The following is a 21707-nucleotide window of genomic DNA, read 5'->3' as shown; positions in this document are numbered from 1 at the left end:
GCGTTATCGCGGCCCCGTTTCGCCGGACAAAAACGCGACGAACTCCCGCGTGTATTTCGGCAGCGCGTCGAACGACCGCGCACACAGCGTCAGCTTCCGGTGGCTCCACGGATCGGACAGCTCGACGAGCCGCACGTCCATCGTCTGCATCGCGCGCTCGGCGGCATGCCGCGACACGATACCGATGCCCACGCCGCTGGCGATCACGCGGCAGATCGCATCGAAGCTCTTCAACTGCACGCGATAACGGATCCGTTTGCCGAGCGCGCGCGCCTGGTCGGCGAGATGCACCTGCAGCGCGCTGCCGTCGGTGAGGCCGATGAAGTCGGCGTCGGCGATTGCGTCGAACGCGACCGCGTCGTGTGCCGCGAGCGGATGCGCGGCCGGCGCGACCACCACCAGCCAGTCCTCGCGAAACGGCTTTTGCTCGAGCCCGCCGAGCCCGACCGAATCGGCGACGATGCCGACTTCGGCCGTCTTGTTGCGGATCGCATGCACGATCTCCTGGCTCGAGCGCTCCTCGACACTGATCGACAGCTTCGGATGATGCGGCAGGTAATCGGCCAGCGCGTCGGGAAGGTATTCGCTCAGCGAGGCCGTGTTGCACAGCAGCCGGATATGCCCGCGCAACCCCTGGCCGAACTGCTGCAGTTCGCCGCGCATGTGGTCGATCTGCTGCAGCACGGTGCGCGCGTGATGTTCGAGCGCGCGGCCCGCATCGGTCGGCTGCGCGCCCGACTTGGCCCGGTGCAGCAGCGGCACGCCGAGTTCGTCCTCCATGCCGCGGATGCGTTCGCTCGCGGCCTGCAGCGTGATGTGCGTGCGTTCGGCGCCGCTCGTGATCGTGCCGGCCTCGCAGATGTTCAGGAAGAGCCGCAGGTCGGTCAGGTCGAAGCGCATGATGGGCGGGGAGCGATCGTGTCGGAATGGCCGATAAGTTAGCAGGAACGGCGCCCGCGGTCTCAAGCGCAGCCTGAGGCCCGATTCGCCGGTTCCGCATTTTCGGGGTGTGATCGAAGCCCGATCATGGCGGCATCTCAACCGGGGAGCCCGTCATGCATGTCGATTCGTCGTGGGGCGTGTCGTTCAAGATCGCACTGCACCTGTTTTTCCTGTGCATCGGCATCGCCTGGGCCTGTTCAGAACTCGCCGAATGGTTGCGTTGAGCGCGCCGGCAGGCGCGCGCATCGATCGCCTGTCGTCGCCCGGCAGCTATTGAAATAAATTCGTCATAGTTTCTTTCGACGAAAATTCTTCCGCTTTCGCGCGAAAAGACTGTCAAGTTTTCCCCGATCCGACCGTATTACCGGTAGCGAATGCCAGCCGGCGGCCGGTTCGTGATCGTTTGTCATCATTGTTTGCATCCGGTTACACGTCGGCCGTTCCGTTTTTGAGATGCTTGAAAGATTGTCAAACCGGAGTCGGATCGTCCATGAAAACGCGCGAGATTTACCGCAACGCGGCGCGGCTGTCGGGCCTGGCCGCCGTGCTCGTCATGGCCGGTTGTGCAGACACGCAGTCCATCCCGCCGAGCAACACGCTGGCGGGACAGTCGCAGCCGTCGAGCCAGCCCGCCGCTGCGCCGTCGGCCGCCACGTCCGTCACACCGCCGCCGGCGCCGATTCTCGTCGCGCAGAAGTACGTCGTGAAGCGCGGCGACACGCTGACGGGCATCGCTTCCGCGAACGACTGCAGCGTGGCCGATCTGCGCACCTGGAACAAGCTGGGCGCGAACGGCAGGCTGCGCATGGGCCAGGTGCTGCGCATCGTCAAGCAGCAACCGCTGCCGACGGCCGGCGCGACCGGCACGCAGGCCGCGGCGGCCGCTGCCGCGAGTGGTACGGCGGCAGGCGGCCAGGTCACGGCGTCGACGGCGAGCGACCGTCAGGTCGTCAAGGAAACGAAGCGGCACGCGGGCGGCGTCGCGCTCACGTGGCCCGCGCGCGGCAAGATCGTCGACGGCTTCCGGCCGGGACAGAACCGCGGCATCCAGATCGCCGGCCGGCCGGGCGATCCGGTGCGCGCCGCGGCCGACGGCCGCGTGATGTATGCGGGCACGGGCCTGAACGATTACGGCAGCCTGATCATCGTCCAGCACAACGCGGATTTCCTGACCGCCTATGCGCACAATCGCAAGCTGCTCGTGAAAACGGGCGACATCGTGCGCCAGGGCGACGCGATCGCCGAGATGGGCGACCTCGACAACTCGCGCGTCGCGCTGCTGTTCGAGGTGCGGCGCGACGGCAAACCGGTGAACCCGATGCCGTACCTGCCTTCGTCGCAAGGTTGAGCGGGGCCGTTTCGCTGGAACGCGGCGGCGGTCGCTGCTACGCTATGGGGTCTGTTTGCCGGTGGCGCGCCGATGCGCTGCATCGGCACACAGACCCTGTTGTTTCATGCGAGTCCCGCGCTGCCTGCGCGGAGCCGACGGGCGTCTTTCGGGGATGCGCGGCGAAGGCCGTCGCGGGCCGGCCGTCGGCGTGAACGGGCGCGCTTTGCCGGTGCGCGCCCGCGTTGCTTCGTGCCATCGTTTCCGACAGAACACACCTCATCCATGGAACACTCTCCGACACGCCGCTCGCTGTTGCTCGCCGCCGTTGCCGCACCGTTCGTCGCCGCATGCACGTCCGCGCCGGTCGCCGACCAGGGGCGCGCCCACACCGCGCAAGCCGAACTGGCCGCGCTCGAGAAAGCGTCGAACGGCCGGCTCGGCGTCGCCGCGCTCGATACGTCGAGCGGCGTGCGCATCGCCCACCATGCGCGCGAGCGCTTCCCGCTGTGCGGCACGTATGCGGTCGTCGCGGCTGCGGCGATCCTCGCGCGCGGCTCGCTCGACGCGTCGCTGCTGCCGCGCCGCATCCTGTATCGCCGTTATGAAGTCGTGGCGGGTTCGCCGGTCACGGAAAGCCACGTCGACACGGGCATGACGATCGCGCAACTGTGCGCGGCCATGCTGCAGTCGGGCGACAAGGGCGCCGGCAACCTGCTGATGGGCGTGCTCGGCGGCCCGCAGGCCGTCACGGCGTTCGCGCACGACAGCGGCGACCCAACGTTCCGCCTCGATCACTGGGAGCCCGAGCTGAACAAGGCCACGCCGGGCGACGAACGCGACACGTCGACGCCGGTCGCAATGGTCGACACGCTGCAGCGGCTGCTGCTCGGCGACACGCTGCGCGAACCGCAGCGCACGCAACTGACGGAATGGCTGACCGGCGGCGCGCGCAGCGCGGCCGGCATCGCGGCGGGCGTGCCGTCCGGCTGGCGGATTGCCGGCAAGGCCGGCGCCGGCGGTTACGGCACGACGACCGACATCGCGGTGGTGTGGCCGCCGTCGCGCGCGCCGATCGTGATGGCCGTGTCGTTTACGCAGCCGCAGGCCGACGCGGCGGCCCGCGCGGACGTCGTCGCATCGGCAGCGCGCATCGTGACGGGCGCGTTCACCGCGACGGCCTGAGTTTTCCGCGTCTCGCGCAAAGCGGGCGTTTGGCTTATCGTGTCGGTCAGCGCGCGCCGGTGTCGGCGCGCGATCCTTCTGCGCCGTTTTTCCGTTTCCCAGCCTCGTCATGCGCCGACTTCCGCCCCTGCACGCGCTGCAGATCTTCTCGACGGTGGCTCGCCACCGCAGCTTCACGCGTGCGGCCGAGCAGCTGTGCATCACGCAGGGCGCGGTGAGCCGGCAGATCCAGACGCTCGAGGCGCACTACGGCTTTCCGCTGTTCAAGCGGCATGCGAAGGGCCTCACGCTGACGGCGGAGGGCGAGCAGTTGCTGCCGGTCGTCAACGAGAGCTTCGCGCGGATCGAGGACATCTCGATGAAGCTCACGCGGCAGCGCACCGATCTCGCGCTGAAGGTGCCGACCTGCGTGATGCGCTGGATGCTGCCGCGCATCATGCGCTTCCAGGGCGAGCATCCCGATCTCCACGTGCAGATCACGACCGCGTGGCAGCACGTCGTCGATTTCTCGACCGAACCGTTCGATGCGGCGATCGTCTACGGCACGCCGCCGGGCCCGGGCGTGTTTGCGTTGCCGTTGTTCGACGAGCGGTTGACGCCGGTATGCGCGCCCGAGTTGCGGCAGGCGTCGCCGCTCGATGCGGTTGGCGATCTTGCGCGCCATACGCTGCTGCATCCGACGCGCGACCATCGCGACTGGCGCGCGTGGCTCGATCACGCGGGCGAGCGCGGCGTCGATCCCGCGCGCGGGCCCACGTTCGACACGCTCGATCTCGCGACGAACGCGGCGATGCAGGGCTTCGGCGTCGCGATCGGCGACGTGACGCTCGTCGACGACGACGTCGCCGCACGCCGACTCGAACGGCCGTTCGACATCGTGCTCGAAACCGGCGCGCGCTACTTCTTCGTGTATCCCGAGAACATCGGCAGCCAGCAGAAGATCCGCGCGTTCAGTGACTGGATCGCGCGCCATCGCGATTGATGCACGATGGCGGCAGCGGGCCTCCGGCAGCGGGCTTTACTGGTAGGTCACGACGGCGATCATCGGCGCCTGATCGTTGCCCGGACGCTTCGGTAAAACGATTGCGCGCGAGGCCTGCGTAAAGGTCGTGGTCTTCACGGCCTGCATGCTGGCCGCGTCGACGAACGCGATCTGTCCGATCGCGGGGCGCGGGCAGTCGGGCCGTACCTGGGCGGGTGCGGCGCCGGTTGCGTCGAGCGCGAACGAACACGGCGGCTCGACGATCATGCCGGAGAAATGGATGATGCCGGACGCACCGGCGGCAAAGGACGAGGACGTGGCCAGAAGCGAGGCAGCCAGGGCGAACGAGGCGGCGAACAGGCGATGCTTCATGACAGGCTCCAGAGAGGAAGCGCGTCGCAGCGGGGCCGCTCGGGTGGCAGTCCGTCAACGCCGCGATGCTGTATGCGTAAACGGCAAAACCATCGAACCTCTTGAATGAAAAAACAGAAATAAAGGTAATAAGCAAATGACGCCGGATTGCTTCAACCAATGTAGGCCGAATCTGCGCAACCGCAAGTCAGGGAAATGCCGGGTGGCATAAGATCGCAGGACGAACGGTTGCCGGGACCGTTGTGCGGGCAACGTCATCGCGTTGCCCGGAAAGCAAAAAGGCCGCTCGAAACGAGCGGCCTTTTTGCATGGAAGCGGACGATGCGGTGTTCAGCCCGCGCGCTTGCGTACCGCGCCGACGATCACGAGCAGCACGATCGCGCCGATGATCGATGCGATCCAGCCCGCGCCCTGGCCCGGCGCATACCAGCCGGCGGCGCGGCCGACGTAGCCCGCGACCAGCGAGCCGACGACGCCGAGCACGATGGTCATCAGGATGCCCATCTTGTCGTCGCCGGGCTTGAGCGCGCGGGCGAGGAGGCCGACGATGAGCCCGACGACCAGGGTTTCGATGAATTGCAGCATGAACGCCTCCCTATTGCTGTTGAGCTGTTGACGAAAGGAAGTTGACCCGTGCGGTGCACGAGGGTTCCCCGCGGCGGCCATGCCGGCGCGGGGCGTGCCGAGTATCGCATGCCGGCGCGTCGCACAGATGTCAGGCGGCGGGCGCGTCACTCACCGGGTCGAGACGGCGGTAGCCTTCGGTCGCCTGCAGCAGCGTGCGCGTGTAGTCGCGCGCGACCTGCCCGGCGCGCACGTCCTCGATCCGCAGCTGCTCGACGATCTCGCCATGCTGCATCACCGCGACGCGCTGGCACAGGAAGCCGATCACCGCGAGGTTGTGGCTGACGAGGATCATCGTCAGGTTGCGCTCGCGATGCAGGCGGCGCAGCAGGTTCAGGATCTCGGCCTGCACCGACACGTCGAGCGCGGACGTCGGCTCGTCGAGCAGCAGCACGCGCGGCTCGACGATCAGCGCGCGTGCGATCGCGACGCGCTGCCGCTGGCCGCCCGACAACTGGTGCGGATAACGAAAGCGGAACGCGGGGCCGAGGCCGACTTCGGACAGCGCGCGGGCAATGCGCGCATCGGCGTCGCCGATGTCGTGGATCGACAGCGGCTCGCGCAGCGTCTGATCGACCGTGAAGCGCGGATGCAGCGATGCGTACGGGTCCTGGAACACCATCTGCACGTGGCGGCGGAACGCGCGCTCGGGCTTGCCGCCGACCGGCCGGCCATCGATCGACAGGCTGCCGGACGCGAGCGGCACGAGGCCCGTCAGCGCACGCAGCAGCGTCGACTTGCCGGAACCCGATTCGCCGACGAGGCCGAACACCTCGCCGTCGCGCACCGCGAAGCTCGCGTCGCGCACGGCGTCGACGTGACCCGTGCGGGTCGGGAAACGGATCGATGCGTGATCGACGTCGATCATCGTGCGGCCTCCTGTCGATCGGCGGGCGGGATGGCATGCGGCGAGGGATCGAGCCACGCCGGGTCGCGCCGCAGCACGGGCAGTTCGTCGGGCGGGTTCGCGAGCGGCGGGTTCGCCGCGAGCAGCCCGCGCGTGTACGGATGGGACGCGTCGCGCAGGTCGCGCGCGGCGCAGGTTTCGACCACGCGGCCCGCGTACATCACCGCGACGCGATCGCAGAACGACATCACGAGCGGCAGGTCGTGGCTGATGAACATCAGGCCCGTGCCGTGCCGCGCGATCATCGCGTCGAGCACCGCGAGCACCTGCATCGACACCGCGACGTCGAGCGCGGACGTCGGTTCGTCGGCGATCAGCAGGCGCGGGCCGGTCGATACCATCATCGCGATCATCACGCGCTGGCCCATGCCGCCGGACAACTCGTGCGGATACGCATCGGCGACGCGCGCCGGGTCGCGGATCTGCACGGCCGCGAGCGCGTCGACGATCCGTTCGTGCAGCGCGCGGCCGCGCAGGCCGGGTTCGTGGAGGCGGAATGCTTCGCCCATCTGCTTCGCGACCGTCATCACCGGGTTCAGCGAATATTTCGGGTCCTGTAGGATCATGCCCATCTGGCTGCCGCACAGCCGTCGGCGCTCGCGCGGGCTCATCGCGAGCAGGTCGTGGCCCGCGAAGCGCATCGTGCGCGCGGACCAGCGTGCGGCATCGGGCAGCAGGCCGAGCAGCGCGCGGCCCGTCAGCGATTTGCCCGAGCCCGATTCGCCGACGATGCCGAGCCGTTCGCCGGGCGAGAGCGTCAGCGACAGGTCGCGCACGGCGTCGGTGACGACGCCGTCGTGCCCGCGAAACCCGATCCTCAGGCCGTCGATCTCGCAGAGCGGCGCGGGCGCGGTGGCGGAATTCATCGGCATGTCACGCTCCATGACGGGGATCGAAGACGTCGCGCAGCCCGTCGCCGAGCAGGTTGAACGCGAGGCTCACGAGTAGGATCGCGATGCCCGGCAGCGTCGCGACCCACCACGCGTCGAGCAGCACGTTGCGGCCCGAGGCGACCATGAAGCCCCACTCGGGGCTCGGCGGTTGCGCGCCGAGGCCGAGGAAGCCCAAGCCCGCGACGGTCAGGATGATGCCGGCCATGTCGAGCGTCGCGCGCACGATCACCGACGACATGCACAGCGGCATGATGTAGCGCAGCAGGATGCGCGGGCCCGATGCGCCCTGCAGCCGCGCGGCGTGGATAAAGTCGGCCTGCGCGATGCGGATCGTCTCCGCGCGCGCGAGCCGCGCATACGCGGGCCATGCGGTGATCGAGATCGCGACGACCGCGTTGATCACGCCGGGCCCGAGCGCGGCCGCGAACGCGAGCGCGAGCACGATCTTCGGGAACGCGAGCGCGATGTCGGTGATGCGCATCAGCACGCTGTCGACGATGCCGCCGCAATAACCGGCCGTCGTGCCGATCAGCAGGCCGATCGGCACGACGATCACGACGACGAGCAGCGCGATGCCGAGCGTGAGGCGCGAGCCGGCGATCAGCCGCGAGAGGATGTCGCGGCCGAGCTGGTCGGTGCCGAACCAGTGCGACGGCGAGCCGGGCGGCAGCAACCGGTCGGACAGCACCTGGCGCAGCGGATCGTGCGGCATGATCATCGGGCCGATGATCGCGACGACGATCAGCGCGACGAGGATCGCGAGCCCGAACAGGTTGAGCGGATTGGTGGCGAAGCGGCGCCAGCGGCGGTACGCGAGGCCGAGCGCGGCCTGCGAGCGCGACGCGGGCGCATCGGAAAGCAGCCACGCGCGCAGCGTGAGACGCTCGGCATTCATGATCGGACGACCTTCGGCATGGGCGATGAAAGAAGCAGGGTGGAAGCGGTCATGTCGGAGCGGCCTTCAACGTGCGCGCGGATCGAACACGCGGTACAGCGCGTCGGTCAGCAGGTTGACGGTGATGAACATCACGCCGATCACGAGCGTCGCGCCGAGCACCGCGTTCATGTCGGCGTTCAGCAGCGCGCCGGTCAGGTAGGAACCGAGCCCCGGCCACGCGAATACGATCTCGGTCAGCACCGAGCCTTCGAGCAGGTTGCTGTAGGTGAGCGCGATCACGGTGAGCAGCGGCACCGCGATGTTGCCGAACGCGTGCCGCCAGATCACGCGGCGCTCGGACAAGCCCTTCGCGCGCGCGGTGACGATGTATTCCTGGCTCAGTTGGTCGAGCATGAACGAGCGCGTCATCCGGCTCAGGTACGCGACCGAGTAGTAACCGAGAATCGCGGCCGGCAGCGCGATGTGCGACACCGCGTTGCGGAACACGTCCCACTCGCCCGCGAGCGCCGCGTCGATCAGCAGGCTGCCCGTGCGCGGATCGACCATGCCGTCGTACACCGGATCGAGCCGGCCGGGGCCGCCGACCCAGTGCAGCCGCGCGTAAAACAGCAGCAACCCCATCAGCCCGAGCCAGAACACCGGCACGGAATTGCCGATCAGCCCGACGAAACGCGCGATGTGATCGATCGGCTTGTTGTGCTTCACGGCGGCCGCGACGCCGAGCGGCACGCCGATCGCGATGCCGATCAGCGTCGCGATCGTCGCCAGTTCGAGCGTGGCCGGGAACACGCGCTTGATGTCGTCGAGCACCGGGTTCGCGGTCAGCAGCGATACGCCGAGATTGCCGTGCAGCACGTCGCGCACGTAGATCAGGAACTGCGTGACGAGCGGCTTGTCGAGGCCGAGCGCGATGCGTTCGGCCGCATACGCCTCGGCCGACGCGCGATCGCCGAGGATCGCGAGCACGGGATCGATCGGCACCTTGCGGCCGATCACGAACGTCAGCGCGAGCAGCCCCGCGAACGTGACGGCGAGCGTGAGCGCCCAGCGCAGCACGCGCAGCGCCCAGCGTACGGCCGGGCGCCGCGCGGGCAGCGTGCGCAGTGCTTCGAGGGAGGAGGCGGGAGTCGACATGCGGCGAATCTTATTGCTTCTTCAGGTTGCGGTACGACACGAGATCGTTGATCGGCCCGACTTCGAGCCCGCTGACGCCAGGCCGCGTCGCGACCTGTGCGACTTTCTCGAACATGATCACGAACGGTGAGCGCGCGAGCACTTCCTTCTGCATCGACTGATACAGCTGCGCACGTTTCGCGGCGGTCGGCTCGGCGAGCGCGGCATCGGTTTCCTTCGTGAGTTGCGGGATGTCCCAGCTGTTGCGCCAGGCCAGCATTTTATAGCTCGACTTGTCGGAATTGTCGGGATTCCATGCGAAACCCTGCGCGTTGCTGTGCGGATCGATGTAGTCGGCCGACCATTCGCCGATGTAGATGTCGTGCTGGCGCGCACGGTATTTCGCGAGCGTCTGCTTGTTGTCGCCGGGGATCAGCTGCACCTTGATGCCCGCCTGCGCGAAGTTCGCCTGCACGGCCTGCGCGATCTCCGTGTACGGATAGTCGTTGCGCACGTCCATCGTCACCGTGAAGCCGCCGGGCACGCCGGCCTTCGCGAGCAGCGCCTTCGCCTTCGCGACGTCGAGTTTGTACGGGTTCGCGTTCAGCGTGCCGAGAAAGCCTTCGGGCAGGAAGGTCTGGTGCACCTTGTAGGTCGTCTTCACGACGTTGCCCTGGATGCCGGCGTAGTCGACGAGCCACTTCAGCGCTTCCTGCACGTCGGGCTTCGCGAGCGTCGGGTTCTTCGTGTTCAGGCCGAGATACAGCAGCGTCGCCTGCGGCGATGCCGAGACCTTCGCCTTGCCGGATTTCACGACGGAGGCCAGATCGTCGGGGCTCAGGTCGCGCGCCGCATCGACGTCGCCGTTCTCGAGCAGCAGGCGCTGGCTCGCGGCTTCGGGCACGTGGCGCAGCACGATGCGCTTCATCGCGAGCGGCAGCCGGTAGCCGTCGAAGCGCTGCAGCACGAGGCTGTCGCCGGCCGTCCACTTGACCAGCTTGTAAGCGCCGGAGCCGGCCTCGTTGGTCTTCAGCCAGGCGTTGCCGAAGTCGTTGCCCTGCTGGTGCGACAACAGCAGCTTCCTGTCGAGTACCGACGCCGGCCACGAGCCGAGCACGTTCAGCACGAAGGTCGGCGCGTATTTGCGGTCGGTCGTGACCGAGATCGTCTGGTCGTCGAGCTTCTTCACGTTCGCGACGACGTTCGCCTTCGTGAGGCCGATACCGGTCAGCACGGCGGCCGGCCCCTTGTCGAGCAGCACCGCGCGCTGGATCGACCATGCGACGTCGTCGGCCGTCAGCGGGTTGCCCGAATGGAACTTGAGGCCGGGGCGCAGCTTGAACGTGTAGGTCAGCCCGTCGGTGCTCACCGTCCACGACTGCGCGACATCGCCGTTGAATTTCGACGGATCGCGCAGGTCGACGCGCACGAGCCGGTCGTACGTGTTCGCGACGTATTCCTCCGGCACCAGCTCGTAGATTTCGCCTGGATCGAGCGTCGTGAATTCGTCGAGCAGCGTGGCCATCACGAACATGTCCTTAGGCGTTTCCGCGTGCGCGGCGGAAAGCGGAACGGCGGCGAGAACGGACGCGGCGGCGAGCGCCGCGACGAGCCGGGATGTCGGTAGTTTCATGTGCGCTTCTCCATCTGTCGTTGATGTCGTTGAAGTCGTTGAACGTGAACCGTGAAGGGGACGGGCATTGGCATCACATCAGGCGCCACGGGCCGCTCGCCGCGTTGTCGATCTGCGGCAATTCGCACGAGCCGGGCAGCTCGTAGTGCCACCACTCGCTGTCGATGTGCGCGAAGCCGGCCGCGTGCATCACGCCGAGCAGCAGCAGGCGGTTGCGTTGCACGGCTTCGGGCAGCCCCGCGTGGAAGTGGCCCGACGCGGCGACCATCTCGTCGAAGCCGGTGCCCATGTCGAGCGGTTCGCCGTTCGCACCGACGAGCGTCAGGTCGAGCGCGGTGCCGCGGCTGTGATTCGAGCCGCGGCCGAGATCGGCGACGAAGTTCGGATCGGGCAGGAAATCCCACAGCACTTGCTGCGCTTGCGGCGGCCGGTACGCGTCGTAGATGCGCAGCGTGAAGCCGGCCTGCGCGGCCACGTCGACCGCGCGGCGCAAGGCGGCTTCGGCAGGCGCCAGCAGCAGGCAGTGCGCGCGGCGGTAGATCGGCTTGCCGGTCAGGTTGCGGTCGGTCGCGTAGACGAGATCGATGTCGACGCGATGCGTGGCGGGCGTGATTTCGACGAGGCGGTGGTCGGTCATCGGTTCGGGTTCGCTCAGGATTCGAATTGGTCGAACGTGTGCTGCAGTTCGCGGTTGCGCGCGACGCGCCGGTCGATCGCCGGGCCGAGGCGGTCGACGACGGCCGTGATCAGCAGGTTGAACAGGCAGGTGAGCGGCGCGAGCGAATCCCAGAACTGGCCGACGTCGGTTTTCACCTGCAGCAGGTCGGCCGGCCATTCGCGCGCCCACGGGCACGACAGGTCGGTGACGAGCGCGAACGGCTGCCCGCGCTCGGCCGCCGCCTGGCAATAGCGGCGCGCGCTGCGCGAATACGCGCGCGTGTCGGTGACGATGCAGTACGGCCGCTCGAATTCGGAGTTCAGCGAATCGACGTACGAGCCCGACTGGCCGTCGGAATAGAACACGCGCGGGCGCAGGTATTCGAGGTAGCTGCTGAACGCGTTGCTGATCCCGCGCGTCGACTGGATGCCGAGGATGAACACGGCGTCGGCATGCGCGATCCGGTCGGCGACCTGCGCGAACACGGGGCCTTCGGCGAGCCGGTACACGTGGCGGATCGCATCGAGCTCGCGTTCGAGCGACGAGGCGAGCGCGCCGTCGCTGCCATTGGGGTTGCCGTTGCCGCCGGCTGGCTGCGTACCCGCGACGCGGCGGTATTCGTCGAGGCGGTCGGTGATCATCCACGGGCGATCGCCGCCGCCGCGCAGTTCGCGTTTCAGGTCGTCGAGATTGCGATACCCGACGCTGCGCAGAAAACGCCCGACCGAGATGCCGCTCGTGCCGGCCTGCTGCGCGATCTGGTCGGCCGTCTCGAGCCCGAGCCGGTCGAGGTTCGCGAGCATGTAGCTCGCGATGCGCTTCGCTGTCGGCGTCAGCTCGGCATAGCGGGATTCGACGGTACGGGCGAACGCGCAGGTCATCGGCTGTTAGATCGTTGTCGTCTGGTGATCGAATGTCATCTATCTAACGAAGCCAAAATCATTCGCGCCAGCGGATAAAAACTATGGTGTGAGGATAGATGATAGGGTCGGATGGCGGAGTGGGGCACGCGAATCGTGCCGATTATTTCTGTGGGGAATATTTTGCGTTTATGCCTGACAGGAATATCGCGACGTCGTTCGTTGAACGGCACGTCAAGTCGACGCCACGGATCCTGGTCGGCGCAGCGCATCCTCGGCGGATTGCGGTCGGCAGCACAACGGCTCGACGACATGCCGGGCAAGTGAACCGCATCGAACCCCGGCCGGGCGAGCCGGGGTTCGGTGTATCGGCATCAGCCTGCTTCAGCCTGATTGTTTTTTCAAATCGATCGCATTGATAGTCTCAATCTCCTCTTTTTGCCACCCTGTATCCCGCTGCGCCGCAATAATTACAAAATTAAAGCAGATCAGATTAAATCATTAATTCAGGTTAATAATTCATTTAAGTTTTAAGCGGATTTGTATTTAACTTGCGTCACGGGATGTTCGATTTTCGATAATCCGAAAAACGGCATGTGTTCCGTAATGGTAATTCGCTCAATCGCAAGAATGAAGAGGTAACCATGACGAATCTTTCTCGACGCAAGATGCTGACGAATACGGCCGGCGCCATTGCCGCAGCGGGCATTGCCGTATCGGCAAAGGCCGCGTCGTTCGGCAATCCGGACCGCCCGCCGGAGGGCGCAGTGAATGCGCTCAACCGCCAGAGCCTGACCGATCCGGGGCCGAAGAATCCGGCAATCGCAAACCAGTTTCCATCTTTTCAGGATCCGCCGGCCACCGATATAAACGGCATGCCGTTATTCTGGGCGTCTTTTAATAATGCGCATAAGCGCATTCAAAATGGCGGATGGGCACGCGAAGTCACGCAAGATGATTTTGCGATTTCAGAAACAATATCCGGCGTGAACATGCGCCTGACGCGCGGCGGCATTCGCGAGATGCATTGGCACCAGCAAGCCGAGTGGGCGATCATGCTCGACGGCCGCTGCCGGATCACGGTGCTCGACGAACTCGGGCGGCCGTCGGTGCAGGACGTGAAAACCGGCGATCTCTGGTATTTCCCGCCCGGTCTGCCGCATTCGCTGCAGGGGCTCGGCACCGACGGCGCCGAATTTCTGCTCGCGTTCGATAACGGCCGCGCATCGGAATTCAACACGCTGCTGCTGACCGACTGGGTCGCGCATACGCCGCCCGACGTGCTCGCGCTCAATTTCGGCGTGCCGGCCGACTCCTTCAAGAACATTCCGCTCGACAACCTGTGGATCTTCCAGGGCGACGAGCCCGGCCCGCTCGCGGAAGCCCAGCGCGCATCCGCGTCGTCGGCCGGTGCGCCGCCGCATCCGTTCATCTTCTCGCTCGGCGACATGAAGCCGGCGGTCAAAACGCGCGGCGGCGAGGTGCGGATCGCGGACAGCACGAACTTCAACATCTCGAAGACGGTCGCGGCGGCGCTCGTCACCGTGCATCCGGGCGGCATGCGTGAGCTGCACTGGCACCCGAATGCCGACGAATGGCAGTACTACCTGCAGGGCGAGGCGCGGATGACCGTGTTCGACACGGGGCCGAAGGCGCAGACGGCCGACTTCCGCGCAGGCGACGTCGGTTACGTGAAGAAGAGCCTCGGGCATTACGTGCAGAACACCGGCAAGACCGACCTGGTGTTTCTCGAGATCTTCAAGACCGACCGCTACGCGGAGGTGTCGTTGTCCGACTGGCTCGCGCACACGCCGCCGAAGCTCGTCGAAGCGCACCTGAACGTCGCGCCGGACGTGATTGCGCAGTTTCCGCGCAACCGTCCCGACGTCGTGCCGCTGTAACGCCGCCGCCGCCGTGGCCGGCAGGCGGCAGGCCGGCCGCGTCGCCCGCTTCCGGGCAAGCCTTCCTTATTCGAACGGAACCACACCATGATTCCCGTCACGAGCAAATCCGCCGGCGGCTTCGCGCTGCCGGGCCAGTCTCCCGAGCGTATCGACGGCGCGGCGCGCGCCGCGCTGGAAGGGCGCCGCACCGGCGTCGCCGCGCTGCTGCCGTTCGTCGGCCCGGCCGTGATCGCATCGATCGGTTATATGGACCCCGGCAATTTCGCGACCAACATCCAGGCCGGCGCGGCGTACGGCTACCGGCTGCTGTGGGTCGTGCTGGCCGCGAACGCGATCGCGATGCTGTTCCAGGCGATGTCGGCGAAGCTCGGCATCGTGACCGGCCGCAATCTCGCGGAACTGTGCCGCGACCATTTCCCCGCGCCGGTCGTGTGGGGCATGTGGGTCGCCTCCGAGATCGCCGCGATGGCGACCGATCTCGCCGAATTCCTCGGCGGCGCGCTCGCGTTCGGGCTGTTGTGCCACCTGTCGCTGTTCGCGGGGATGATCGCGACGGCGTTCGCGACCTGCGCGATCCTCGCGCTCGAAAAGCGCGGCTTCCGGCCGCTCGAAGCCGCGATCGCGGCGCTGGTCGGCGTGATCGGCGCGTGTTATCTCGGCGAGCTGCTGATCGCGCCGCAGGACTGGCACGCGGCCGCTTTCCATCTGGTCGTCCCGCAGATTCCCGATCATGCGGCGCTGACGATCGCGGTCGGGATCATCGGCGCGACGATCATGCCGCACACGCTGTACCTGCATTCGGGGCTCACGCAGGATCGCACCGCGCCGCGCGACGACGCGGAACGGCGGCGGCTCGTGCGCTTCTCGAACCGCGAGATCGTCGTCGCGCTCGGGCTGGCCGGGTTCGTGAATCTCGCGATGGTGATGATGGCGTCGTCGGCGTTCCATCTGAGCGCGCCGGGCATGACCGACATCGGCGACGCATATCACACGCTGATTCCGGTGCTCGGGCCGGCGGCCGGGGCGCTGTTCCTCGTCGCGCTGCTGACGTCGGGCGTGTCGAGTTCGGTGGTCGGCACGATGGCCGGGCAGGTCGTGATGCAGGGTTTCATCCGCCGCCGCCTGTCGGTGTGGGTGCGGCGCGCGGTGACGATCGCGCCTGCGTTCGCGGTGGTCGCGCTCGGCTGCGACGTCACGCGCGCGATGGTGGCGAGCCAGGTCGTGCTGAGTTTCGTGCTGCCGCTGCCGATGATCGCGCTGCTGATGCTGTCGGCGCGCGCGGACGTGATGGGTGCGTACGCGATGCGGATGCCGCTGCGGATCGTCGCGGGCGCGGCGACGATCGTGATCGTCGGGCTGAATGCGTATCTGGTGTGGGCGGCATTCAACTGAACGACGGCGGCGCGGGGCCGCTGGTTGTTTGCTGCTGCATGTTCGGCGCTTCGCGCAGCCGCCGGATCGTGTTGCACTGTTGGCCGCAGAGGCGCGTCGAGCGCAGCGTGATGACCGCACCGGCCGCGGCTCGATACCGGAATCAGCTCGGTACCTTTGCGCTGCCCGTCGACCGGCATCTCGCCGCACAGCGGCGACCGCGAGCCGGACGGGGACGTTGCGTAGATGTTCAGCCGCGCGATGTCGCGTGTCGCGGTGAACACGACCGCAGATCGCCGTTGTCGCCCGACAGGGCGCCCGCGCGGCAGGCCACGGCGATTACCCGCGCGCCGGCAGGGCCGGCCGCGCGGGCTGCCGCGATTATTTCGCGAGGGTCCGGTACGACACGAGGTCGTTGATCGGCCCGATTTCCGGCCCGGTCGTGCCGGGGCGCGTCGCGACCTGCACGACCTTCTCGAACATGATGATGAACGGCGAGTTCGCGAGCACGGCCTTCTGCAGCGCTTCGTAACGCTGCGCGCGTTTCGCGGGCGACGGCTCGACGAGCGCGGCCTCGGTGTCCTTCGTCAGTTGCGGAATGTCCCAGCTGTTGCGCCACGCGAGCATCTTGGTCGGCGACTGGTCCGAGTTGTCCGGATTCCACGCGAAGCCGCGCGCGTTGCTGTTCGGGTCCATGTAGTCGGGCGACCATTCGCCGACGAAGATGTCGTGCTGGCGCGCGCGGTATTTGCCGATCGCCTGCTTCGCATCGCCCGGGATCAGCTTCACGCGGATGCCGCCCTGCGCGAAGTTCGCCTGCAGCGCCTGCGCGATCTCGATGTACGGGTAGTCGTTCGGCATGTCCATCGTCACGTCGAAGCCGTTCGGCAACCCGGCCTTCGCGAGCAGCGCCTTCGCCTTCGCGACGTCCTGCTTGTACGGCCGCGCGTTCAGCGTGCCGAGGAAGCCTTCGGGCAGGAAGGTTTCATGCACCTTGTAGGTCGTGCTGACGATGTTGCGCTGGATGCCGTCGTAGTCGACCAGCCATTTCATCGCCTGTTGGACCTCGGGCTTCGCGAGGTTCGGGTTCTTCGTGTTCAGGCTCAGGTACAGCAGCGCGGATACCGGCCACGACGCAACCTTGATCTTGCCGGCCTTCGTCAGCGCGGCGAGGCTGTCGGGGCTCAGGTTGCGTGCGGCGTCGACGTCGCCGTTCTCCAGCAGCAGCCGTTGTGCGGACGCTTCGGGCACGTGGCGCAGCACGACGCGCTTCATCGGATACGGCGTGCGGTATTTCTCGAAACGCTGCAGCACGATGGTTTCGTTCGGCGTCCACTTGACGAGCTGGTACGGGCCCGAGCCGGCGTCGTTGGTCCGGAGCCACGCGCTGCCGAAATCGTTGCCCTGCTGGTGCGACAGCAGCAGTTTCTTGTCGAACACCGAGGCCGGGCACGCGCTCAGCACGTTGAGCACGAAGCTCGGCGCGTACTTGCGGTCGGTTTCGAGCACGACGGTCTGCGGATCGACCACGCGCACCTTCTGCATCACGTTCGCTTTCGTGAGGCCGAGATCGGCGAGCACGCCGGCCGGCCCCTTGTCGAGCAGGATGGTGCGCTGCAGCGACCACGCGACGTCGTCGGCGGTCACCGGGTTGCCGGAATGGAATGTGAGGCCGGGGCGCAGCTTGAACGTGTAGGTGAGGCCGTCGGCGCCGACCGTCCACGATTGCGCGATCTGTCCGTTGAAGTGCGTCGGATCTTTCAGGTCGACGCGCACGAGCCGTTCGTAGGTGTTCGCGACGTACTCGGACGGCACAAGTTCGTAGATCCCGCTCGGGTCGAGGGTCGTGAATTCGCCGAGCTGCGTGGCGACGACGAAGATGCCGGGCGGCGTGGCAGCCTGCGCCGGCAGCGCCGGAACGAGTGCGACGAGCGCGGCGCTGACGAACAACCGGGACAGCAGATGCTTCATGCGGGCTCCAACGAAAAGGAATCGTGGGTGCGATTCTCTCATCGACGGACGCCGGAGGAAAATATTCGGCGCGCGCGGGGCGGGCCGGGCGGGCGCCCGGCGCCGGCAGGCGTCAGATCACGCAGCGCGCGATCGCGAAGCGCATCGCTTCTTCAGGCGGCTCGCTGCCCGAGCCGCGCACGACCTTGACGACCGAGCCGTTGCCCGACGGCGTGAGCGTGACGAAGTACGAGTTCGATCCGATCGAGATGTCGGTCACGCCGTTGTGCTGCGATTGCTCGGTGCCTGACAAACGGCTGTCGAGGCAATTGGCGATCGCGTAGGCCGGACGCTGCGACGACACGTAGATCATCGGCGCTGCGCCGGATGACGAGGCCGAGTCGGACGAGGGCGCGGAACCGCAGGCGGCGAGCAGGGCGGCGGGAAGGAGCAGCAGGAATCGTTTCATGATCGGGTCGTCGGGTGTCTCGTATCGAGGCTGGGGCGCGGGGTAGGCGAAACGCGAAGCTTCGCGACGAAACCGCCCGGATTCGGGCCGTTTTTGACGGTCGATGCGGCAGGCGGCTGACGACGGAGTATACCCGCGGCATTTGACGCGGATGAGGCGTTGAAACGATTCGATACAACAAGCACCCGCTGCCGCACGGCGGCAGCGGGCGTTTCAGGCGTTGGCGACTGGGCGCTGGCCGGTTGTGTCGTTTTTACTGGCCGATCTTGTGGCTGACCGCATTTTCCTGCTGGTTCAGCACGCGCTGCTCGCTCTTGGTGATGTGGCTGTGATCCTGCGCAGCCATGTCCCGCTCTTCCTGGCGGATCTTGTGGTCGTCACGATGCAGGCGCGCGGCCTGTGCGTGCGACATCTCGCCCTCCTTCACTTCGTGATGGATGCGGCGATTCTGGTTTGCGAGGCGCTGGTTGACCTCTTCGCGGCGCGGATGCGTCTGCTGCCACGGCGTGTCGGCGAACGCGGTGCCGGTCAGCACCGACATCAGGGTGGCGGCGATCGCGAGATGGCGGGTAAGGGCTCGCATGGTGTTTTCTCCTGTCGTTGCGCGTCCGAATGGTGGGCGCTTGAGGAAAAAACGCGGAGCCGGCGCAGGCTGTTGACGTTTCGGCCTGTATCGATTGCAAGTCTTTATTACGTCTGCGGTTTGCGGCGCGGGCCCGGCGCGTGCAGCGGGGCCCGGCCGCGGCTGTCAGTGCGCGCCCGCCGCCGCCGCATCGGCATCGCCGCCGCCCGAGCGCGCCGGCTTCGTGATCCAGATGAGCGGGATGATCGCGATGAAGATGATCGCCGACACGTAGAAGATGTCGTTCAATCCCATCACGGCCGCCTGCGAATCGACCGACGCGTTGAAGAGCCCGAGCGCCGAATCGGGGCCGACGTGCAGCAGCGAGCGCATCGTGTCGACCTGCTGCGCGAAGATCGGGTTGGTGACGCTCGCCTGTTCGGTGAGCCGCACGTGATGCAGGATCGTGCGGTCGTTCCATGCATTGCTGATCAGCGACGTGCCGACCGCGCCGCAGAACGTGCGGCCGAAATTTGACAGGCCGGCCGCGGCAGGAATCTTTTCCGGCGGCAGCCCGGACAGGATGATCGACGTCAGCGGCACGAAGAACATCACCATCGGAATGCCCTGCAGCAGCGTTGGCAGCACGAGATCCCAGTGCGACACGTCGGTATAGAACGTCGTGCGCATCATGAAGACGACGGCGAAGCCGACGAACGCGAGCGTCGCGATGTAGCGCGGATCGGTGCGCGGCAGCAGCTTGCCCATCACCGGCGTGAGGACGACCGCGAACAGCCCGAGCGGTGCCGTGGCGAGCCCCGAATCGACCGCGCGGTAGCCGAGGTAGCCCTGCATCCACTGCGGCAGCAGCACGAGCGTGCCGAAGAACATCCCGTAGGCGACCGAGATCGCGATCGTGCCGCCGGCGAAATTGCGTTGCGTGAAGAGCCGCAGGTCGACGATCGGGTTGGCCTCGTGAAGCTCCCACACGAGAAAGAACGCGAAGCCGATCAGCGCGACGATGCCTAGCGCGACGACGACCGGCGAGTTGAACCAGTCGAGGTCCTTGCCCTTGTCGAGCATGATCTGCAGCGATGCGACCCACAGCACGAGCAGCAGCAGGCCGACGGTGTCGATCGGCATGCGGCGCGTGGCCGATTCGCGGTCGCGGAACACGATCCACGTGACCGCCGCCGCGAAGAGGCCGACCGGGATGTTGATGTAGAAGATCCACGACCAGTTGTAGTCGTAGGTGATCCAGCCGCCGAGCGACGGGCCCGCGATCGGGCCGACGAGCGCCGTCATCGACCACAGCGCGAGCGCGCTCGACGATTTCTGCCGCGGCCACGCGCCGAGCAGCAGCGCCTGCGACAGCGGCGCGAGCGGCCCCGCGACCGCGCCCTGCAGGATCCGCGCGGCGAGCAATGTCGGCAGGTTCGGTGCGATCCCGCACAGCCACGACGCGCACACGAACAGCAGGATCGACGTGACGAACAGGCGCACCTGGCCGAAGCGCTGCGTGAGCCAGCCCGTCAGCGGAATCGACACCGCGTTCGCCGCCGCGAAGATCGTGATCACCCACGTGCCTTCGTCCACCGACACGCCGAGGTCGCCCGAAATCGTCGGAATCGCGACGTTCGCGATCGACGAATCGAGCACGTTCATGAACATGGCGAGCGATACCGCGATCGTGCCGATCGCGAGCCGGCCGCCCGACAGCGGGCCCGGGGATGACGGAGATGACATGGTGTTCCTGGGGGATGAGGGACGGCGGCGCGTGGCGACGGTCGCGCTCGCGCGACGCCTGCGCGGGCGGCCCGCCAAAAGGACGAACGAACGGATACGCACTGCGCGCGGGCGGCCCGCCAAGCGGGGCCGCTCGCGCGCAGCGTACGGTTCAATCGTTCATCCGGATCGGCGAAGCCGCGACGGGCTTCGGGGGCGGGTGCGCCCGTCAGGAAGGCGCGACGCGCGTGACGCGTCGGCGGGTAGCCGGCACGTGGCTGCCGGTGCGGGTGAGGTCGTTTTTCATTGCCACAGGCTAACGGCGCGGCGAACGACGATCAACGCTTGCGCGCTCACTAATTGCTTTCACGTACCGCAACAATGCGGCACGGCGCGTGCCGGTTTACGATCGCGAAAGGCTGGTTACGGCGCGCTCCGCCATGCGGTGAAGACTTCCGTCAGGAATTCGACGAACGCGCGCACCTTGCTGTCGAGCGTCGCGCGCCGCGGGTAGAGCACGTGAAGCTCGACGTCGTCGGTGCGGTGCCAGTCGGGCAGCACGATTTCGAGTTCGTTCTTCTCGAGCCGCCGCGCGGTGAAGTGCGTGGAAATCAACGCGATGCCGCCGCCGCTCGAGGCCTGGCGCAGCACCGTGACCGATTCGTTCGAGATCAGCACGGGCCGGACCGGCACGTCGGCCACGTCGCCGGCCGCGTTGGTGAGTCGCAGCGTCAGGCCGGGTGTGTCGCGGCCGACGAACAGGATGTCGTGATGGGCGAGATCCTGCGGCGTTTGCGGCCGGCCGGCGCGATCGAGATAGTGCGGGCTGGCCGCGAGCTTCGCGTGCGACCAGCCGAGCGAGCGCGCGACATAACCAGAATCGGTCAGCACGCCGGTGCGTAGCGCGACGTCGAAGCCGTGTTCGACGAGATCGAGCGCGCTGTTGTCGTAGATCAACACGAGCTGGACCAGCGGATAACGCCGGCGAAACTCGGCGAGCGCCGGCTCCAGTTCGAACAGGCCGATCGAGTAGGGCACGAGCACGCGCAGCGTCCCTTCGGGTTCCGTGCGCAACGCGCGGGCCAGGCGATCCGCGTCGAGCAGGATTTCCTCGGCGCGCAGGCAGCGCTCGTAGTAGTCGCGCCCGGCTTCGGTGACGGACACGCGGCGCGTGGTGCGGTACAGCAGCTGGACGCCGAGGTCGTCCTCGAGCTGCTTGACCTTGCGGCTCACGCGGCTGAGCGGCATGTCGAGTTGCGTGGCGGCGGCGGTGAAGTTGCCGCGTTCCACCACGCGCAAGAAAATCCGGATGCTCTCGAAATCCATACGAGT

The 21707-nt window shown here is 67.0% G+C and carries 20 protein-coding genes; 5 read left to right on the top strand and 15 right to left on the bottom strand.

Annotation, left to right across the window (positions count from 1 at the left end; all coding sequences use genetic code 11):
• Positions 1-3: 3 nt before the first annotated feature.
• Positions 4-900 (bottom strand): LysR substrate-binding domain-containing protein, encoded by an 897-nt coding sequence (locus BBJ41_RS22320; RefSeq protein ID WP_069748475.1) that lies wholly within the window; start codon positions 898-900, stop codon positions 4-6.
• A gap of 532 nt (positions 901-1432) precedes the next feature.
• On the opposite strand from BBJ41_RS22320, the gene BBJ41_RS22315 reads away from it, so the two are divergent.
• From BBJ41_RS22315 to BBJ41_RS22305, 3 genes are all read left to right on the top strand, one after another.
• On the top strand, positions 1433-2290 hold the full coding sequence (locus BBJ41_RS22315; RefSeq protein WP_069748474.1) for a peptidoglycan DD-metalloendopeptidase family protein: 858 nt from the start codon (positions 1433-1435) through the stop codon (positions 2288-2290).
• Between the two features lie 264 nt (positions 2291-2554).
• A complete protein-coding gene (gene bla / locus BBJ41_RS22310; RefSeq protein WP_069748473.1) occupies positions 2555-3454 on the top strand; it encodes a class A beta-lactamase in 900 nt (299 codons plus the stop codon).
• A 109-nt stretch (positions 3455-3563) separates the two neighbouring features.
• On the top strand, positions 3564-4436 hold the full coding sequence (locus BBJ41_RS22305) for a LysR substrate-binding domain-containing protein (protein ID WP_069748472.1): 873 nt from the start codon (positions 3564-3566) through the stop codon (positions 4434-4436).
• A gap of 36 nt (positions 4437-4472) precedes the next feature.
• Here the strand turns inward: BBJ41_RS22305 and BBJ41_RS22300 are convergent, their stop codons facing one another.
• The 9 genes from BBJ41_RS22300 to sapR form a co-directional block, all read right to left on the bottom strand.
• Positions 4473-4808: a hypothetical protein gene (locus BBJ41_RS22300; RefSeq protein WP_069748471.1), complete on the bottom strand. Its 336-nt coding sequence runs from the start codon at positions 4806-4808 to the stop codon at positions 4473-4475.
• Positions 4809-5138: 330 nt separating this feature from the next.
• On the bottom strand, positions 5139-5393 hold the full coding sequence (locus tag BBJ41_RS22295) for a GlsB/YeaQ/YmgE family stress response membrane protein (RefSeq protein ID WP_034204657.1): 255 nt from the start codon (positions 5391-5393) through the stop codon (positions 5139-5141).
• A 130-nt stretch (positions 5394-5523) separates the two neighbouring features.
• Positions 5524-6300, bottom strand: coding sequence for an ABC transporter ATP-binding protein (locus tag BBJ41_RS22290; protein WP_069748470.1), 777 nt, complete (start codon positions 6298-6300; stop codon positions 5524-5526).
• Positions 6297-7211 carry an ABC transporter ATP-binding protein gene (locus BBJ41_RS22285; RefSeq protein WP_069748469.1) on the bottom strand — a complete coding sequence of 305 codons (915 nt, stop codon included), beginning with the start codon at positions 7209-7211 and terminating at the stop codon, positions 6297-6299. Before BBJ41_RS22285 ends, BBJ41_RS22290 begins: the two co-directional genes overlap by 4 nt.
• Position 7212: 1 nt before the next feature.
• Positions 7213-8127: a nickel transporter permease gene (nikC, locus tag BBJ41_RS22280; RefSeq protein ID WP_069748468.1), complete on the bottom strand. Its 915-nt coding sequence runs from the start codon at positions 8125-8127 to the stop codon at positions 7213-7215.
• A gap of 66 nt (positions 8128-8193) precedes the next feature.
• Positions 8194-9264, bottom strand: a complete 1071-nt coding sequence (locus tag BBJ41_RS22275) for an ABC transporter permease (RefSeq protein ID WP_069748467.1) — start codon at positions 9262-9264, stop codon at positions 8194-8196.
• Positions 9265-9274: 10 nt separating this feature from the next.
• Entirely contained in the window at positions 9275-10876 is a 1602-nt protein-coding gene (locus BBJ41_RS22270; RefSeq protein ID WP_069748466.1) for an ABC transporter substrate-binding protein, read from the bottom strand.
• Between the two features lie 73 nt (positions 10877-10949).
• Positions 10950-11513: a D-alanyl-D-alanine dipeptidase gene (gene ddpX, locus BBJ41_RS22265; protein ID WP_069748465.1), complete on the bottom strand. Its 564-nt coding sequence runs from the start codon at positions 11511-11513 to the stop codon at positions 10950-10952.
• 14 nt (positions 11514-11527) lie between these two features.
• Positions 11528-12415 (bottom strand): sap1 transcriptional regulator SapR, encoded by an 888-nt coding sequence (gene sapR, locus BBJ41_RS22260; RefSeq protein ID WP_069748464.1) that lies wholly within the window; start codon positions 12413-12415, stop codon positions 11528-11530.
• 623 nt (positions 12416-13038) lie between these two features.
• Between sapR and BBJ41_RS22255 the strand changes: the two genes are divergently transcribed.
• Together BBJ41_RS22255 and BBJ41_RS22250 are read left to right on the top strand one after the other, a co-directional pair.
• Positions 13039-14295 carry an oxalate decarboxylase family bicupin gene (locus tag BBJ41_RS22255; protein ID WP_069748463.1) on the top strand — a complete coding sequence of 419 codons (1257 nt, stop codon included), beginning with the start codon at positions 13039-13041 and terminating at the stop codon, positions 14293-14295.
• A gap of 87 nt (positions 14296-14382) precedes the next feature.
• Positions 14383-15690 carry an Nramp family divalent metal transporter gene (locus BBJ41_RS22250; protein ID WP_069748462.1) on the top strand — a complete coding sequence of 436 codons (1308 nt, stop codon included), beginning with the start codon at positions 14383-14385 and terminating at the stop codon, positions 15688-15690.
• A 360-nt stretch (positions 15691-16050) separates the two neighbouring features.
• Here the strand turns inward: BBJ41_RS22250 and BBJ41_RS22245 are convergent, their stop codons facing one another.
• The 5 genes from BBJ41_RS22245 to BBJ41_RS22225 all read right to left on the bottom strand — a co-directional run bounded on the left by BBJ41_RS22245 (position 16051) and on the right by BBJ41_RS22225 (position 21701).
• Positions 16051-17640: an ABC transporter substrate-binding protein gene (locus BBJ41_RS22245; RefSeq protein WP_069748461.1), complete on the bottom strand. Its 1590-nt coding sequence runs from the start codon at positions 17638-17640 to the stop codon at positions 16051-16053.
• Between the two features lie 112 nt (positions 17641-17752).
• Positions 17753-18088: a sugar ABC transporter ATPase gene (locus BBJ41_RS22240; RefSeq protein ID WP_048247522.1), complete on the bottom strand. Its 336-nt coding sequence runs from the start codon at positions 18086-18088 to the stop codon at positions 17753-17755.
• 253 nt (positions 18089-18341) lie between these two features.
• The gene (locus BBJ41_RS22235) at positions 18342-18671 is read right to left on the bottom strand and encodes a hypothetical protein (RefSeq protein WP_069748460.1); all 330 of its coding nucleotides are present in this window, start codon (positions 18669-18671) and stop codon (positions 18342-18344) included.
• Positions 18672-18836: 165 nt separating this feature from the next.
• The gene (locus BBJ41_RS22230; protein ID WP_069748459.1) at positions 18837-20396 is read right to left on the bottom strand and encodes a DHA2 family efflux MFS transporter permease subunit; all 1560 of its coding nucleotides are present in this window, start codon (positions 20394-20396) and stop codon (positions 18837-18839) included.
• Positions 20397-20798: 402 nt separating this feature from the next.
• On the bottom strand, positions 20799-21701 hold the full coding sequence (locus BBJ41_RS22225) for a LysR family transcriptional regulator (protein WP_069748458.1): 903 nt from the start codon (positions 21699-21701) through the stop codon (positions 20799-20801).
• Positions 21702-21707 lie beyond the last annotated feature (6 nt).

The organism is Burkholderia stabilis, assembly GCF_001742165.1.
GTDB lineage: Bacteria > Pseudomonadota > Gammaproteobacteria > Burkholderiales > Burkholderiaceae > Burkholderia > Burkholderia stabilis.
This window is presented reverse-complemented; position numbering and strand designations above follow the sequence as displayed.

Excerpts from the sequence above, each read along its gene's own strand:
- BBJ41_RS22240 (WP_048247522.1), bottom strand. The coding sequence starts at position 18,088 with ATGAAACGATTCCTGCTGCTCCTTCCCGCCGCCCTGCTCGCCGCCTGC.
- BBJ41_RS22230 (WP_069748459.1), bottom strand. The coding sequence starts at position 20,396 with ATGTCATCTCCGTCATCCCCGGGCCCGCTGTCGGGCGGCCGGCTCGCG.
- BBJ41_RS22275 (WP_069748467.1), bottom strand. The coding sequence starts at position 9,264 with ATGTCGACTCCCGCCTCCTCCCTCGAAGCACTGCGCACGCTGCCCGCG.
- BBJ41_RS22255 (WP_069748463.1), top strand. The coding sequence starts at position 13,039 with ATGACGAATCTTTCTCGACGCAAGATGCTGACGAATACGGCCGGCGCC.
- BBJ41_RS22320 (WP_069748475.1), bottom strand. The coding sequence starts at position 900 with ATGCGCTTCGACCTGACCGACCTGCGGCTCTTCCTGAACATCTGCGAG.
- BBJ41_RS22285 (WP_069748469.1), bottom strand. The coding sequence starts at position 7,211 with ATGCCGATGAATTCCGCCACCGCGCCCGCGCCGCTCTGCGAGATCGAC.
- sapR (WP_069748464.1), bottom strand. The coding sequence starts at position 12,415 with ATGACCTGCGCGTTCGCCCGTACCGTCGAATCCCGCTATGCCGAGCTG.
- BBJ41_RS22290 (WP_069748470.1), bottom strand. The coding sequence starts at position 6,300 with ATGATCGACGTCGATCACGCATCGATCCGTTTCCCGACCCGCACGGGT.
- BBJ41_RS22235 (WP_069748460.1), bottom strand. The coding sequence starts at position 18,671 with ATGCGAGCCCTTACCCGCCATCTCGCGATCGCCGCCACCCTGATGTCG.
- BBJ41_RS22245 (WP_069748461.1), bottom strand. The coding sequence starts at position 17,640 with ATGAAGCATCTGCTGTCCCGGTTGTTCGTCAGCGCCGCGCTCGTCGCA.
- BBJ41_RS22270 (WP_069748466.1), bottom strand. The coding sequence starts at position 10,876 with ATGAAACTACCGACATCCCGGCTCGTCGCGGCGCTCGCCGCCGCGTCC.
- BBJ41_RS22315 (WP_069748474.1), top strand. The coding sequence starts at position 1,433 with ATGAAAACGCGCGAGATTTACCGCAACGCGGCGCGGCTGTCGGGCCTG.
- bla (WP_069748473.1), top strand. The coding sequence starts at position 2,555 with ATGGAACACTCTCCGACACGCCGCTCGCTGTTGCTCGCCGCCGTTGCC.
- ddpX (WP_069748465.1), bottom strand. The coding sequence starts at position 11,513 with ATGACCGACCACCGCCTCGTCGAAATCACGCCCGCCACGCATCGCGTC.
- BBJ41_RS22250 (WP_069748462.1), top strand. The coding sequence starts at position 14,383 with ATGATTCCCGTCACGAGCAAATCCGCCGGCGGCTTCGCGCTGCCGGGC.
- nikC (WP_069748468.1), bottom strand. The coding sequence starts at position 8,127 with ATGAATGCCGAGCGTCTCACGCTGCGCGCGTGGCTGCTTTCCGATGCG.
- BBJ41_RS22300 (WP_069748471.1), bottom strand. The coding sequence starts at position 4,808 with ATGAAGCATCGCCTGTTCGCCGCCTCGTTCGCCCTGGCTGCCTCGCTT.
- BBJ41_RS22295 (WP_034204657.1), bottom strand. The coding sequence starts at position 5,393 with ATGCTGCAATTCATCGAAACCCTGGTCGTCGGGCTCATCGTCGGCCTC.
- BBJ41_RS22305 (WP_069748472.1), top strand. The coding sequence starts at position 3,564 with ATGCGCCGACTTCCGCCCCTGCACGCGCTGCAGATCTTCTCGACGGTG.
- BBJ41_RS22225 (WP_069748458.1), bottom strand. The coding sequence starts at position 21,701 with ATGGATTTCGAGAGCATCCGGATTTTCTTGCGCGTGGTGGAACGCGGC.